The 15078-nt window shown below is 39.2% G+C and carries 15 protein-coding genes; 1 reads left to right on the forward strand and 14 read right to left on the reverse strand.

Annotated features, from left to right (window positions below; all coding sequences use genetic code 11):
• Positions 1-20 precede the first annotated feature (20 nt).
• The 5 genes from nuoH to nuoA are packed head-to-tail and all read right to left on the reverse strand — an operon-like array spanning position 21 to position 4338.
• Positions 21-1022 (reverse strand): NADH-quinone oxidoreductase subunit NuoH, encoded by a 1002-nt coding sequence (gene nuoH, locus RCJ96_RS19920; RefSeq protein WP_000573430.1) that lies wholly within the window; start codon positions 1020-1022, stop codon positions 21-23.
• Positions 1022-2122, reverse strand: coding sequence for an NADH-quinone oxidoreductase subunit NuoD (gene nuoD / locus RCJ96_RS19925; protein WP_416504009.1), 1101 nt, complete (start codon positions 2120-2122; stop codon positions 1022-1024). The genes nuoH and nuoD overlap by 1 nt, the downstream gene beginning before the upstream one ends.
• A 4-nt stretch (positions 2123-2126) precedes the next feature.
• Entirely contained in the window at positions 2127-3464 is a 1338-nt protein-coding gene (locus tag RCJ96_RS19930; protein WP_446699835.1) for an NADH-quinone oxidoreductase subunit C, read from the reverse strand.
• Positions 3461-3979: an NADH-quinone oxidoreductase subunit NuoB gene (nuoB, locus tag RCJ96_RS19935; RefSeq protein ID WP_000236331.1), complete on the reverse strand. Its 519-nt coding sequence runs from the start codon at positions 3977-3979 to the stop codon at positions 3461-3463. Before nuoB ends, RCJ96_RS19930 begins: the two co-directional genes overlap by 4 nt.
• Positions 3970-4338, reverse strand: a complete 369-nt coding sequence (gene nuoA, locus RCJ96_RS19940; protein WP_000179275.1) for an NADH-quinone oxidoreductase subunit NuoA — start codon at positions 4336-4338, stop codon at positions 3970-3972. The genes nuoB and nuoA overlap by 10 nt, the downstream gene beginning before the upstream one ends.
• Before the next feature lie 290 nt (positions 4339-4628).
• On the opposite strand from nuoA, the gene RCJ96_RS19945 reads away from it, so the two are divergent.
• Positions 4629-7358, forward strand: coding sequence for a putative bifunctional diguanylate cyclase/phosphodiesterase (locus tag RCJ96_RS19945; protein ID WP_446699836.1), 2730 nt, complete (start codon positions 4629-4631; stop codon positions 7356-7358).
• 74 nt (positions 7359-7432) lie between these two features.
• Here RCJ96_RS19945 and RCJ96_RS19950 read toward each other — a convergent pair whose 3' ends face one another.
• The 9 genes from RCJ96_RS19950 to atpF all read right to left on the reverse strand — a co-directional run bounded on the left by RCJ96_RS19950 (position 7433) and on the right by atpF (position 15051).
• Positions 7433-8086 carry a DUF975 family protein gene (locus RCJ96_RS19950; RefSeq protein ID WP_416504006.1) on the reverse strand — a complete coding sequence of 218 codons (654 nt, stop codon included), beginning with the start codon at positions 8084-8086 and terminating at the stop codon, positions 7433-7435.
• Positions 8087-8135: 49 nt separating this feature from the next.
• Entirely contained in the window at positions 8136-8930 is a 795-nt protein-coding gene (locus RCJ96_RS19955; RefSeq protein WP_001979457.1) for a DUF975 family protein, read from the reverse strand.
• A 131-nt stretch (positions 8931-9061) separates the two neighbouring features.
• A complete protein-coding gene (gene atpC, locus RCJ96_RS19960) occupies positions 9062-9463 on the reverse strand; it encodes a F0F1 ATP synthase subunit epsilon (RefSeq protein ID WP_074608098.1) in 402 nt (133 codons plus the stop codon).
• A 20-nt stretch (positions 9464-9483) separates the two neighbouring features.
• A complete protein-coding gene (atpD, locus tag RCJ96_RS19965) occupies positions 9484-10893 on the reverse strand; it encodes a F0F1 ATP synthase subunit beta (protein WP_001032600.1) in 1410 nt (469 codons plus the stop codon).
• 363 nt (positions 10894-11256) lie between these two features.
• Positions 11257-12117 (reverse strand): F0F1 ATP synthase subunit gamma, encoded by an 861-nt coding sequence (atpG, locus tag RCJ96_RS19970; RefSeq protein WP_000157696.1) that lies wholly within the window; start codon positions 12115-12117, stop codon positions 11257-11259.
• Positions 12118-12284: 167 nt separating this feature from the next.
• Positions 12285-12413, reverse strand: coding sequence for a hypothetical protein (locus RCJ96_RS19975; protein WP_270795457.1), 129 nt, complete (start codon positions 12411-12413; stop codon positions 12285-12287).
• A 72-nt stretch (positions 12414-12485) separates the two neighbouring features.
• Positions 12486-13994: a F0F1 ATP synthase subunit alpha gene (gene atpA, locus RCJ96_RS19980; RefSeq protein WP_000027518.1), complete on the reverse strand. Its 1509-nt coding sequence runs from the start codon at positions 13992-13994 to the stop codon at positions 12486-12488.
• Between the two features lie 11 nt (positions 13995-14005).
• Positions 14006-14548 carry a F0F1 ATP synthase subunit delta gene (atpH, locus tag RCJ96_RS19985; RefSeq protein ID WP_072190926.1) on the reverse strand — a complete coding sequence of 181 codons (543 nt, stop codon included), beginning with the start codon at positions 14546-14548 and terminating at the stop codon, positions 14006-14008.
• On the reverse strand, positions 14545-15051 hold the full coding sequence (gene atpF, locus RCJ96_RS19990; RefSeq protein ID WP_101167422.1) for a F0F1 ATP synthase subunit B: 507 nt from the start codon (positions 15049-15051) through the stop codon (positions 14545-14547). Before atpF ends, atpH begins: the two co-directional genes overlap by 4 nt.
• Positions 15052-15078 lie beyond the last annotated feature (27 nt).

Here is a 15078-nt window from a genome sequence, read left to right on the forward strand (position 1 = left end):
ACTGGCACCCCCCTCATAGATTAGAAGAATAACTCCTTAATCAATGCCGTTAAGAAAATATTTGCAAGTGCAATTGGCAATAATACTTTCCAGCCAAACTCCATTAACTGATCACCTCTTATACGCGGAAACGTAACGCGGAACCAAATTAATAGAAAAACTACACTGCTAAACTTTAAAGCAAACCATACGGCACCTGGGATAAATCCAAGGAACATAACTGGATTCCATCCGCCTAAAAAGAGCACTGTAATTAACGATGCCATCCCGAAAAAATATACGTACTCTGAAAGCATGAAAAACGCCCAGCGAAACCCTGAGTATTCCGTATGATATCCAGAAACAAGTTCCGATTCTGCTTCTGGTAAATCAAACGGCGTCCTATTTAACTCTGCTACCGCTGCGATTAAGAACACGACGAAACCGATTGGTTGCACGAAAATGTACCAAACATTCTCCTGCGCTGCTACGATTTCATTTAAATTTAAGCTACCAGCTAACAAAACGATCCCGATTACACTCATTACGAGCGGAATTTCATAAGAAATCATTTGCGCCGCTGCACGCATCCCCCCTAAAAGGGAATATTTATTATTCGATGCCCATCCGCCGGTTACGACGCCAATCGTCGTAATGCCAGAAACAGCAATGTAATACAGTAAACCTACGCCAATATCTGCGAACTGAAATTTATCAGTAAACGGGATGACTGCAAGCACCATAAATGCTGGTGCGAACGCAATGACAGGTGCTAATATAAACAACGGTTTATCTGCCGCTTTCGGAATACTATCTTCTTTCAGTAGTAGTTTTAAAACATCAGCTACCGTTTGCAGTAAACCGAACCGGCCCCCGACTTGGTTTGGCCCAATTCGTCCTTGCATAAAACCCATCACTTTCCGTTCTGCCAAAATACCATATGTAACGAAACCAAGGACTGCAAATAATAGGAGCACCGCTAATCCGAAAAAAATGAAGAAATTCGTCCAGCTAGAAGGTGATTGTAAGAGCGTTTCAATCATTAGCCATCAACCTCCCCAAGTACAATATCCACTCCACCTAAAATCGTAATTAAATTGGCGATGTTTTCACCTTTCAATAACTTCGGTAAAATTTGCAAATTGTAAAAAGACGGCCTGCGAAACTTCAAGCGGTACGGCTCTTTCTTTCCGTCACTAGCAATATAGCAACCAATCTCTCCTCGCGGCGACTCTATACGGACGAATGCTTCCCCTTTAGGAGCCTTAATAATCTTCGGTACTTTCGCAAGTACTACTCCTTCTTTCGGGAACTGCTGGACTGCTTGCTCAACAATCTTTAAAGACTCCTCAATTTCCTTCATACGGCAAACGTAGCGATCCCAAGCATCCCCCACGCCTCCAACAGGAATATCGAAATCAAAACGGTCGTAAATGGAGTACGGCTCATCTTTGCGAAGATCCCAGTTTACTCCGGTGCACCGCAAATTCGCTCCGCTTAAAGAATACGAAATCGCTTCCTCCGCGCTATATATACCAACGCCTTTTACACGATTTAAGAAAATCTCATTGCCGCTAACAAGATCATGATACCCTGCCAATTGTTCTCTCATATACGGAACAAATTCTTCCACTTTTTCAATCCAACCATCCGGTGCATCCCACTTTACACCACCGACTCTCATATAGTTAAAAGTAAGCCGTGCACCGCATAATTCGTTTAATAAATTTATAATCATCTCTCGTTCACGAAACGCGTACAAAAACGGGCTAACCGCTCCTATATCAAGAAGATTTGTCCCCCACCAAACGAGGTGGCTCGCAATCCTTCCAAGCTCCATTGCAAGTACTCGCAAGTATTCGGCACGCTCCGGGATTTCAAGCCCCATCATCGTCTCTACAGCGTGGCAAATGACGTAATTATTCGTCATAGCCGATAAATAATCCATCCGATCTGTATAAGGGATAATTTGCGTATACTGTAAGCTCTCTGCAATCTTTTCGGTCCCGCGATGCAAATATCCAATAACCGGTGTAGCTTCTTTAATAATTTCCCCGTCAATTTTAATAACGAGCCTGAACACACCGTGCGTACTCGGATGCTGAGGACCTACATTCAAAAGCATTTCTTCCGTACGGATCATTTAGCTACACCTCCACATCATACGGTTCATAATCTTTCCTAAGCGGGTGCCCTACCCAATCATCAGGCATTAAAATACGTGATAAATTCGGATGCCCCTTAAATACAATACCAAGCAAATCATACGCTTCCCGCTCTGGCCAATCTGCCCCTTTCCAAAGCGCTGTCACCGATTCCACTTGCGGCGCTTCCCTATCCAGCTTCACCTTCACCGCTACTGACTGTTTCTTTCCATATGAAAATAAATGAACATACACTTCCATATGTGTCATAAAATCCGTCGCATGTAGCTCTGACATATAATCAAATGCAAGTCCCTCATGGAATCGCAGTAACTCCATTACTTCATAATATTTTGCGGGTTCCACCACAAGAGTTGGTACATCTTTTGACAGTTTATTAATGTAGGAATCTACTAATATATCCTCTCCTATCTTTTCCTTAATAACTTCAACATACTGATTTAAATACGGTTGATTCACGGATGGCTCTTCCTGCTTCACTTCCTCTTCCTTCTTACCTTCAGTACCCTTCATCTTCGCCCTTGCAGCCGCTGCCGCTTTTGCCTTCGCTGCTGCAATTGCCTTCGCCTTTTCATCTCCCGTATCCCCATTACCTTGCGATGCTTTCTGCTTCGCTAATGCCGCTGCTTTTGCTTTCGCGGCTGCGACTGCCTTCGCCTTCGCTTCGGCCTTTTCTTCTTCCGTTACTTCTTCTGTTCCTTCTCTTTTCTGCTTCGCTAACGCCGCTACTTTTGCTTTTGCGGCTGCGGCTGCCTTCGCCTTCGCTTTGGCCCTTTCCTCTTCCGTCACTTCTTCTATTCCTTCTCTTTTCTGCTTCGCTAACGCCGCTGCTTTTGTTTTTGCGGCTGCGGCTGCCTTCGCCTTTGCCTTTTCCTCTTCCGTCACTTCTTCTGTTCCTTCTCTTTTTTGCTTTGCTAACGCCGCCGCTTTCGTCTTCGCTTTGGCCTTTTCCTCTTCCGTTACTTCTTCTATTCCTTCTCTTTTCTGTTTCGCTAACGCCGCTGCTTTCACTTTTGTGGCCGCGGCTGCCTTCGCCTTTGCTTTTGCCTTTTCCTCTTCCGTCACTCCTTCTGTTCCTTCTCTTTTTTGCTTTGCTAACGCAGCCGCTTTTGCTTTTGCCGCCACGGCTGCACGTCGTTTTGCTTCTTCTATAGTCATATCGTCATTTTTTGGTAGCGCTTTCTCTTTTTCGCGATTTTCTTCCTCAAGTTTACTTATTTCCACACCATGTTTCGCAACGAGACGCTTTCTCGCCTCTTCTTTCGCACGCCTAGCCGCTTCTCTTTTTAAATCCTCTAAGTCTTTGTTAGGATCACTCATTTATTCGTCACCTGCTTTCCAGTCTTTGCTTCGTAACGAATTTTTTCTTTTAATTTATTAATTCCATAAATTAAAGCTGCAGGGTTTGGTGGGCAACCAGGGATATACACGTCAACTGGCACAATTTGATCTACACCTTTCACAACAGCGTACGAATTTACATATGGACCACCTGCTGTCGCACAAGATCCCATTGCAATAACCCATTTCGGTTCAGGCATTTGGTCATATAAGCGCCGAACAATAGGAGCCATCTTCTTCGTTACCGTTCCCGACACAATCATAACGTCCGATTGCCTTGGTGAAGTCCGAAAAAATGACCCAAATCGATCTAAATCATAATGTGATGAACCTACTCCCATCATTTCAATTGCACAGCATGCCAGTCCGAATGTCATCGGCCATAAAGAATTACTTCGCGCCCATCCTTTCAACTGTTCCAATGTAGAAAAAAAGATATTTCGTTCTAATTCCGCTCGCTCATTTGGATGTAATTCCTCAAAATTTATAACCATTGTAACACCTTCTTTTTCCAAGCATACGCTAATCCAACTAGCAACATTACAACAAAGATGAGCATTTCAATCAGTGCAAATAAACCGAGGTTGTCATATGCAACAGCCCATGGATATAAAAATAAAGTTTCTACATCAAAGATGACAAACAATAAAGCAAAAATATAATAACGAGCATGAAACCGAATATTCGCATCATGAAAAGGCTCAATCCCACTCTCATACGTCGTCGCTTTCGCTGCACTTGGTTTATTTGGGCGCAGCATCCTTCCTAATGTAAGAGCCACTACCGGCAGCAATATACCTAATAGCAAGAAAATCAAAACGATCATATAACTATTTTCATATACACTTGCCATTGTGAAACCCTCCCCCCTAAATTAAGAACAAGTTCACTTAGTAAACAATATGTCCTAGTTGCAGCAATTATTATTTTTAAATTTTTCTAAATAATGCAACTATTTTAATCATTATAGCAAACTTCAAATTCCTATGTCGATATGTTGGGGACAGAAACGAGAATTATTAAAATCTGTTTTTATAACTTGCTATACTTGCGCAAAATAAGTATATAGGTTATATATGTTTTTTAAGAAACTATAAAAAATACAAAAGAGGAATTTATATGTATATACCGTGGGTGAGATAGATGAAAAAACAAACACATGTAAGTATTCTTATAAGCATTACATTGCTATCTATAGTAATTCATTACGTGGCAATGCCTTTTCTATATGAATACTCATTTCCCTTTCAAATATTAATTGGAATGAGTACTTTATTCATTGATATTATCGCTTGTAGTTATATACTTTATTTTTCAAATATGAAAGAAGGGTTACCTCGTTTATTTTGGGCGATATTATGCGTTGGAACTCTCTCTTATTTCATTGGGGATATCGTCGTTGCCTATCAACGTTTAATTTTAAAGGACTACTATACATTCGTTGATCCGTCCGACTTTTTTTATTTACTTTTTTTAATTAGCTTTGCATTCGCCTTTCTATATGAAATCATTTATAACCGAGATTTATTAGAAAAGCTTTTTATGATATGTGATATTTGTATTATTGTTACAGCACAATTCACTTTAAGTTACTACTTACTTATTGAAAGAACCATTCACATTTCTTCAACATCCTATATCGACATATTTGTTCAACTTACTTATCCAATGACCGATTTACTCTTTTTCCTCATAGGAATTAATCTGTTATTCAAGCCTTTATCTTTATTATCCAAAAAGGTTGGCGCACTTCTTGGCAGTGTTTTACTTTTATATGCTACTACAGATGCGATTTATGCTTATATCAAATACTTCATACCCGAGTATTCTATGTTTACAGTTACTCCTCTTTATCAAGTAACTTTAGTACTAGTAGCAATCGCATGTATTATCCATACAAAAGAACCTGAAAAACAAGAACAAGTGCTATTAACACCTAAATTGGGGGAAGCGATCAGATTATCATTACCTTATATTTCTGTCGTAATGCTTATTGTTTTCATATTAGTCGAATATGTTTTTGCGCCTATTATAGTAATTGGGCTTATGATAACTTTCTCCTTCGTTCTCATACGCCATAGTTTAGTTCGAAAACAAAATAAAATATTATTATTAGCCCAAATGCAATTCAACTCAGAACTCGAAAAACAAATTGAACTGCGTACAGAAGATTTAGTAGAACAAAAAAATGAACTGTATCATAACCAACAAATGTTTAAATCTTTATACGAGCATCATCCAGATCCAATCTTCACATTAGATTTGTATGGTAACTTTCTCAAAGTGAATAATGCCGGTACAACTTTACTCGGCTATCAAACAAACGAATTATTAAATCAACCTTACTACTCACTCATATACGAAGAAGATTTAGAAGAAATTATTAACACCTTTCATCGCGTAAAAAAAGGGCATTCTATTTCTTTAGAAATACGGGCATATCATAAAAATAGAGATATTTACTACTTGCATGTTACGGCTGTTCCTATCTTTTTAAAGGATCATATTTCGGGAGTTTATTTAATGATTAAAGATATTACGGAAAGCAAGCAACAACAAGAACAAATTAATTTTCTAGCATATCGTGATACTCTAACAGAGCTTGCAAACCGACGTGCATTCCACCAATATGTAGAACAAGCAATTGCTCGATCCAAAATATCAAAAAAACCTTTTGCTGTTATGTTTCTAGATTTAGACCGCTTTAAAGTTATTAATGATACCCTCGGTCATAGGGTAGGCGACCTTTTATTAATTGCAGTAGCAAAAAGACTCGAAAGAATGGCGACACCAAATATGAAGCTCGCCCGTCTAGCTGGGGATGAGTTCACAATCCTTATTGAGAACTATAATAAAAGACCAGATGTAAAAAAAATGGCTGATACGATTGTAGAAGCTATGAATGAACCATTTGAAATTGAAAATCAACATTTACAAATCTCACCAAGCATCGGGATTGCCATATATCCTGAAGCAGGTGAAGATCCATTGTCGATTCTACAACATGCCGATATGGCCATGTATGAAGCAAAAAATAGGGGCAAAAACGGTAGCTCTCTATACACGAAAGAACTGTACAAAAAAATGGAACGAAAAGCTCGAATTGAAAAAGATTTGCCACTTGCTTTAGTGAATAAAGAGTTCTATCTCGTATATCAACCGCAAATTGATATTACAACGAAAAAGATTATTGGCGCTGAAGCATTACTACGTTGGAAACATCCACTATTAGGCGATATTCCACCGTGTGAGTTTATTCCAATTGTAGAAGAAACTCCACGGGTCATCCCACTTGGACATTGGGTATTACAGGAATCTTGTCGTCAGTTAACAATTTGGCATTCCTTCGGTTACAAAGATTTAAACATAAGTGTTAACTTATCAGCAAAAGAATTCCAGCAAGATCATTTAATCGAGAACATTTCACAAATACTAACAGATGTTAAAGTCGATCCAAGGTATGTAACACTTGAATTAACAGAACGAATTGCGATGATCGATGAAAAAGAAACATTATCAAGACTAAAACAATTAAAGGAATATGGTATTCAAACGTCCATTGATGACTTCGGTACCGGCTATTCTTCTCTCGCTTATTTATCTATTTTCCCTATCGATACATTAAAAGTACCGAGAGAATTTACACAACTAGCTGATCATCGACCTGAAGAGAGAGCCATCGTTTCCACCATCCTTTCCCTTGCAAATACTTTAAACCTTTCTGTCGTTGCTGAAGGAATTGAAACAGAAAAACAACTTAAGTTTCTACAAAAGAACAACTGTAAATATATGCAAGGTTACTATTTCAGTAAACCACTTACTAGTCAGCAATTTATAAAATTTCTACAAAAAACACCTAGTATGAACCAATAACTCATACTAGGTGTTTTTATCATGCTATTTGCGGACTACAAAGCTATTCATCGACGCAGGGTGTCCGACTCACTTTATAATGTCGGAATTTTTTTCTCGTAATATTCCTCTGCAATCTCTTCATAAAAAGCTGCTGACGTCGTATAAAAATATGGAATTAGCCATAAGAATCCAATCCCGAGTGTAATACAACTTAATATAAACCAACCAATAAAACTCAAACATAAAATGAAATACTCCATCTTATGTCCATCCATCATACGACGGCTTTCTGTAATCGCTTGATTTATAGAATACTCCGGGTTATCATTTATAATAAAGTACGTCATCGCATAAGAAAATGATTTAATAATGCCTGGGATAATGAACAGTAACGTCCATAAGAAAAGATAAAAATTTACTAATAAATATAATAAAAATGACTTTAAAAATCTCTTTCCCTCTGAAAACCAAATGAACACATTACCGATACTAGCTTGCTTTTCACGAAGGATATTTAAAGCAAGATAATATCCACCTAAAGTTAAAGGCCCAGTAACAAAAAATGTAATGATATTTACTGAAATTGAATTTTTCGTTTCTTTCCAATCAAAAATTGAAGAAAATACCCACTCAATACTAAAACTAAAGGTCGTAAGAAGAATCGAAATCAGTAATGTTGCCCCGACAGCTAAGCCCCATTTCCCTTCTAATGAATCCAGTGCTTCTCCCTTTAAATCACTAATCATGTTTAGCCTCGCCTCCTATACACAATAATTCTATTAGTATAGCATACTCCTACTGCAATTCTCCCTTTGAAATGTAGCGATAAAAATGCGCTGTCGTTGTACTCACGTACGGACTAAGCCATAGAAATCCTATTCCGAGTGTAAAAATCGCTAAAATGGCCCACCCTATAAAGCTTAGCCATAAAAGAAATAGATCTAATTTGTGCCCCTTCATCAGATTCTTACTTTCTTTCATTGCCTGCGAAACACTATATTCTGTTTTTTCAACCATCACATAATATGTCATCGAATATGAAAAATACAAAATAGCCATTACAATAAACGAAATAGCTAATAAAATAAAGAAAACAATTATAAATGATGGATTTGCATTCTCATCAAGAAAACCTAATAGCCCAAATACAATCGTTCCTAGCATCGGAACCCATGTACCTGTATATAACAAAATCGCAAGCATAGCCCACATCGTTTTCATCATTCTTTTAAAACCACGAAATCCTTCAAATAAATAATCTACTCTAGCATCTTCTCGTTTGCTTATTTGTAGAAACAAATTCGTATAACCGTACGAGGTAATGCCATAAGCCGCATAACTTAAAATTATCATAAGGCAGTAAAAAAGCCCAAACGTAATAGCAGCTCCAATTGCCATCGCGTCTTCTTCAATGGAACCAGTTGAAATAGACAATAAAAGAACTATTATAACTGCTGGAATTGATAGGATAAGCATTACAGCCATTGAAACGACGTAACTTATAATATGATATAAAATCGTTGATCCAACACCTAGTCCCCATTTTCCTTTTAAAGAGTGCAATGCTTCTCGCTTCATTTCACCGATCATTTATTCATCCCCTTTATAAATTGTTGTACATTCTCTACTTATACGAGCACCAATATAATTATACCATTTTTGTAAAATTATCCATTAACTACATAAAAAAATCCGTAAAGGCTTTGCCTTTACGGATTTTTTTATTTCATATCGGAAACGTTTAAACGGTTCACAGCGCGTTGTAATGCCATTTCTGCACGTTTAAAGTCAACATGTGCTTGTTTATCTTGCAGACGTTGCTCAGCACGACGCTTCGCTTCATTTGCACGATGGATATCGATATGGTTTGCTTCTTCAGCAGATGATGATAATACAGTTACTTTATCTGGACGAACTTCGATAAAACCACCACTTACCGCTACATAATCAGTGTGTCCACCATGTTTCAGACGAACTGCACTAATTTTTAATGGTGCAACAGTTGGAATGTGACCTGGTAAAATCCCCATTTCCCCACTCTCTGCTTTTACACTTACCATTTCTACTTCTTTTTCGTAAACCGGTCCATCAGGAGTTACAATACTGACTGGAAATGTCTTCATACTTCGTCCCTCCTAAGGCCTTACGCCATCATTTTCTTCGCGTTTTCAATAACTTCTTCAATGCCACCAACTAAGCGGAATGCATCTTCTGGAAGGTCATCATATTTTCCTTCTAGAATTTCTTTGAAACCACGAACTGTTTCTTTTACAGGTACGTAAGAACCTTTTTGACCTGTAAACTGCTCCGCTACGTGGAAGTTTTGAGATAAGAAGAATTGAATACGACGAGCACGATGTACAACTAACTTATCTTCTTCAGATAACTCATCCATACCTAAGATAGCGATGATATCTTGAAGCTCTTTGTAACGTTGTAAAGTTTGCTGTACTTGACGAGCCACTTCATAATGCTCTTCTCCTACGATTTCTGGAGAAAGTGCACGAGATGTAGATGCTAATGGATCTACGGCTGGGTAAATACCCATTTGTGTTAAACGACGCTCTAAGTTTGTTGTTGCATCTAAGTGAGCGAACGTTGTAGCTGGTGCTGGGTCAGTATAGTCATCGGCTGGTACATATACCGCTTGGATAGACGTGATAGACCCTTTATTTGTAGATGTAATACGCTCTTGTAATTGACCCATTTCTGTTGCAAGTGTTGGTTGGTAACCTACCGCAGATGGCATACGACCAAGAAGGGCAGATACTTCAGAACCCGCTTGCGTGAAACGGAAGATGTTATCGATGAACAGAAGAACGTCTTGTCCTTGCTCATCACGGAAATGCTCAGCCATTGTTAAACCTGTTAATGCAACACGTTGACGTGCTCCAGGTGGCTCGTTCATTTGTCCGAATACCATCGCAGTTTTCTTAATTACGCCAGAATCGCTCATTTCGTGGTATAAGTCATTACCCTCACGAGTACGCTCACCTACACCAGCGAATACAGAGATACCACCGTGTTCTTGTGCGATGTTGTTGATTAATTCCTGAATTAATACCGTTTTACCTACACCGGCACCACCGAATAGACCGATCTTACCACCCTTAATGTAAGGAGCAAGTAAGTCTACTACTTTAATACCAGTTTCAAGAATTTCTACTTTAGTAGATAATTCTTCGAATGCAGGTGCTTGACGGTGAATTGGATCACGACGTACATCCGCAGGAACCTCACCATCTAAGTCAATTGCATCACCTAATACGTTAAATACACGACCAAGTGTTGCATCACCAACTGGTACAGAAATTGCTTTACCAGTATCTTCTACTTCTGTGCCACGAACAAGTCCATCTGTGGAAGACATTGCAACTGTACGAACTGTGTCATCACCTAAATGAAGTGCAACTTCAAATGTTAAGTTAATGCTTGTTCCGTTTTCGTTGCTCTGTTTTACCGTAAGGGCGTTGTAGATTTCTGGTAGCTTTCCGCCATCAAACTTAACGTCTACAACCGGACCCATGATTTGCGTAACGCGCCCTTTATTCATCGGGTTCCCTCCTAGCTTTCTTTTAATTAGCCAACTTTCTACGAGCAGTTAGCTTTTCATTTTTTATTAGTTTATAGCTTACGCGACTCTTTTGACAGAGCCGCTTCCACTTTTTATTGAATCTAGTTCCAGCGGCTAGAACAGTCGGTCATTTCGCGCCTTCCTACGAGGCAAAAAGCAACTCTTTGTCAGGAGCTCCAATGCCCTCCTGTTCTGGACGAGCCGCTTCCACTTTTTATTGAATCTAGCTCCGGCGGTTAGAATGTTCGGTGGCTTCGCTTTTTCCTGCGAGGCACAAATCGCCTCTACGTCAAAAGCTCCATCCCCCTCTCATTCTGAACGAACCGCCTACGCTTTTTATTACTATTCTAACGCTGCTGCTCCACCAACGATTTCCGTAATTTCTTGCGTAATCGCCGCCTGACGCGCACGGTTGAATGAAAGTGTAAGTGAATCGATAACTTCCATTGCGTTGTCTGTAGCACTCTTCATTGCTGTCATACGCGCTGCGTGCTCACTTGCTTTACCGTCTAGTAATGCACCGTACACTAAGCTTTCTGCGTATTGTGGCAATAGTACTTTTAAAATTTCTTCTTCAGAAGGTTCGAATTCATAAGCTGTCGTCGGTTTATCAGACGCCACATCAGTAAGCGGTAAAATTTTATTTTCCGTTACTTCTTGTGAAATTTTACTTACGTAATGGTTGTAGTAAATATACAGCTCATCATAAGCACCATCTGCGAACATCGCAATTGCTCGAGAAGCAAGGTCTTTAATATCAGTAAATGATGGGTGGTCAGATAATCCAACTACTTCATCAATGATGTTAAAGCCGCGACGTTTTAAATAATCACGTCCTAGTCGTCCAAGCACAATAATTGAATATTGGTTTGAATCCATATTATGACGTTCACGAATTACGTTACTTACTGTACGTAATACGTTACTGTTATAACCACCTGCTAGTCCGCGATCAGATGTAATAACGATGTATCCTGTACGCTTTACAGGACGCGCATTTAGCATTGGATGATTAATTCCTTTACTTCCTTGCGCAATGCTCGCTACTACTTCTTGAATCTTTTCCATATACGGAACGAAAGATTTAGCATTTTGCTCTGCACGGTTTAACTTAGATGCAGATACCATCTCCATCGCTTTCGTAATTTGACTCGTTTTCTTTGTCGAGTTAATCTTCGCTTTTATATCGCGTAAAGATGCCACAGGTTTTCACCACCTTTTTTCCGGAAGTTGGCACGATTAGTAAGAATCCTCTTCCTAATCTACGTTGCAAGATATTCTTGCTCATGATTGAAGGAAAAGAATAGGTGCACCTACTCTTTTCCTTTACATAACCGTCAGCAATCTCAGAAATTGAGATGCCTTATATATTATCTAGCTCCAGCGGCTTGAATGCTCGGTGGCTTCACTTCTTCCCCCTCACGTTCAGGACGAGCCGCTTCCGCTTTTATTAATCTAGTTCCGCCTCCTAGCCCCTTTCGTCTAAGAACCTTCCCCACGAGAAGGTAAAAATCACCTTCTGTGGGAAAGAACCTTAGCCGATGGGGCTAAACAGTCGGCTTCACTTTTTATTACTCAGAAGCTACGAATACTTTTTTAAATCCGTTAATTGCTGCTGCAAATTTGTCGTCATCCGCAAGTTTCTTAGTTGTGCGGATTTCTTCTAATAAGTCAGTCGCATTAGAATCTAACCAAGCATGGAATTCTTCTTCGAAACGAGTGATATCTACTACTGGGATATCATCTAGGAATCCACGTGTTAAAGCGTAAAGAATGATAACTTGTTTCTCTACACGTAACGGTTTGTGTAATCCTTGTTTTAATACCTCAACAGTACGAGCACCACGGTTTAGTTTCGCTTGAGTTGCTTTATCTAGGTCAGAACCGAACTGAGCGAACGCTTCTAACTCACGGTAAGATGCAAGGTCAAGACGAAGTGTACCTGATACTTTACTCATTGCTTTAATCTGAGCAGATCCACCTACACGAGATACAGAAGTACCCGCATCGATCGCTGGACGTACGCCAGAGAAGAATAGGTCAGATTGTAAGAAGATTTGTCCATCCGTAATTGAGATTACGTTTGTTGGGATGTAAGCTGATACGTCCCCTGCTTGTGTTTCGATGAAAGGTAGTGCAGTTAAAGAACCGCCGCCTTTTGCATCACTTAATTTTGCTGCACGCTCTAATAAGCGAGAATGTAAGTAGAATACATCCCCTGGGTAAGCTTCACGACCTGGAGGACGACGTAATAGTAATGACAGCTCACGGTAAGCTGCTGCTTGTTTTGATAAGTCATCATATACTACTAATACGTGTTTACCATTGTACATGAACTCTTCACCCATTGTTACACCAGCGTAAGGAGCTAGGTATAATAATGGAGCTGGTTGAGAAGCAGATGCAGTTACAACGATTGTGTACTCTAATGCACCATGCTTACGTAGTGTTTCTACTACGTTACGTACAGTTGATTCTTTTTGTCCGATAGCTACGTAAATACAAATCATATCTTCATCTTTTTGGTTAATGATTGTATCTAGTGCAACTGCTGTTTTACCTGTTTGACGGTCACCGATGATTAACTCACGTTGACCACGGCCAATTGGTACAAGAGCGTCAATCGCTTTAATACCTGTTTGAAGTGGCTCATGAACAGATTTACGATCCATTACACCTGGTGCTGGACTTTCGATTGGACGAGTGTTTGTTGTATTGATTGGGCCTAAACCATCAACTGGTTGACCTAATGGGTTTACAACACGACCAATTAGTTCTTTCCCTACTGGTACTTGCATGATGCGACCAGTACGACGAACTTCGTCGCCTTCACGGATTTCTGTGTAAGGTCCTAAAATGATAATACCTACGTTGTTTTCCTCTAAATTTTGTGCTAGTCCCATAACGCCGTTAGAGAACTCTACAAGTTCACCAGCCATAACGTTATCAAGACCATGAGCACGCGCGATACCGTCACCAACTTGGATAACTGTACCAACATCACTAACTTCGATTTCAGACTGATAGTTCTCGATTTGTTGCTTTATCAGTGCGCTAATTTCTTCAGCTCTGATGCTCATGTGCTTCACCCCTATCTATTCTTCATTAATTCACGCTGAATACGTGCTAATTTTCCTTGTAAACTTCCGTCATAAATGCGATTTCCAATACGTACTTTAATGCCGCCTAGTAAATCTTCATCTACAACATTTTTTACGCGAATTGCATCTTTTCCTGTTCTCTTTGCAAATGCTTCTGCAATGTTAAGCTTCTCTTCTTCCGATAGAAGGCGAGTAGAATATACAGTTGCATCCGCTACGTTACGTTCTTCATTAGCAAGAACAACATATTCATCTGCAATTTCAGGTAAGATATCAATGCGCTTGTTATCAATTAAAATATATAACGTATTTAAAATAGATTCAGAAACAGATCCGAATACGTTTGCAAGAAACGTCTTCTTTTGTTCCTTTGAAATGTTCGGTTGCGTTAAAAAGCTATGTAGTTCTCCGTTCTTTTCATAAACGTTTTGTACAAGGCGTAATTCCTCTTCAAACATTTCTAATACGTGTTTTTCTTTTGCAATTTTAAAAAGAGCGACAGCATAACGTTTTGCTACAATTCCATTGCTCATCGCGCTTCTCCTACTTCTTTAATATAATCGCGAATTAACTTCACTTGATCTTCTTCTTTTAATTCTTTTTCAATTACTTTAGAAGCAATTTGAACAGATAAAGAAGCAACTTGTTCTTGTAAAGCAGCAATTGCTTGCTCTTTTTCGCGTTGAATTTCTTGTACAGCAGATGCTTTAATTGATTCTGCTTCTTCTTTCGCAGCAGCAACAATCGCATCTTTTTGATCATCAGCTTGCTTTTTCGCTCTTTCGATTAACTCTTGTGCTTCAACACGTGATTGTTTTAACATCTCACGTTGTTCTTCTACTAATTTCTTCGCTTCAGCATTATTCTTTTCTGCAGCGTCGATTTCATTAGCAACGTGCTCTTCACGTTCTTTCATAATTCCCATTAAAGGACCCCACGCGAATTTGCGTAGCATTACTAATAAAACTAAGAACACAAATAGTGTATAAGCAATCGTTCCAAATGGAATGGCAGCTCCTAATAATAAAGTTGGCACAAGGATTCACTCCCTTCGAGATTTCTA

This window comes from Bacillus sp. BSL6, from assembly GCF_052928345.1.

Bases quoted from the DNA above. Each gene is read 5' to 3' on its own strand.
- nuoH (WP_000573430.1), bottom strand. From the start codon at position 1,022: ATGATTGAAACGCTCTTACAATCACCTTCTAGCTGGACGAATTTCTTC.
- nuoD (WP_416504009.1), bottom strand. From the start codon at position 2,122: ATGATCCGTACGGAAGAAATGCTTTTGAATGTAGGTCCTCAGCATCCG.
- RCJ96_RS19930 (WP_446699835.1), bottom strand. From the start codon at position 3,464: ATGAGTGATCCTAACAAAGACTTAGAGGATTTAAAAAGAGAAGCGGCT.
- nuoB (WP_000236331.1), bottom strand. From the start codon at position 3,979: ATGGTTATAAATTTTGAGGAATTACATCCAAATGAGCGAGCGGAATTA.
- nuoA (WP_000179275.1), bottom strand. From the start codon at position 4,338: ATGGCAAGTGTATATGAAAATAGTTATATGATCGTTTTGATTTTCTTG.
- RCJ96_RS19945 (WP_446699836.1), top strand. From the start codon at position 4,629: ATGAAAAAACAAACACATGTAAGTATTCTTATAAGCATTACATTGCTA.
- RCJ96_RS19950 (WP_416504006.1), bottom strand. From the start codon at position 8,086: ATGATTAGTGATTTAAAGGGAGAAGCACTGGATTCATTAGAAGGGAAA.
- RCJ96_RS19955 (WP_001979457.1), bottom strand. From the start codon at position 8,930: ATGATCGGTGAAATGAAGCGAGAAGCATTGCACTCTTTAAAAGGAAAA.
- atpC (WP_074608098.1), bottom strand. From the start codon at position 9,463: ATGAAGACATTTCCAGTCAGTATTGTAACTCCTGATGGACCGGTTTAC.
- atpD (WP_001032600.1), bottom strand. From the start codon at position 10,893: ATGAATAAAGGGCGCGTTACGCAAATCATGGGTCCGGTTGTAGACGTT.
- atpA (WP_000027518.1), bottom strand. From the start codon at position 13,994: ATGAGCATCAGAGCTGAAGAAATTAGCGCACTGATAAAGCAACAAATC.
- atpH (WP_072190926.1), bottom strand. From the start codon at position 14,548: ATGAGCAATGGAATTGTAGCAAAACGTTATGCTGTCGCTCTTTTTAAA.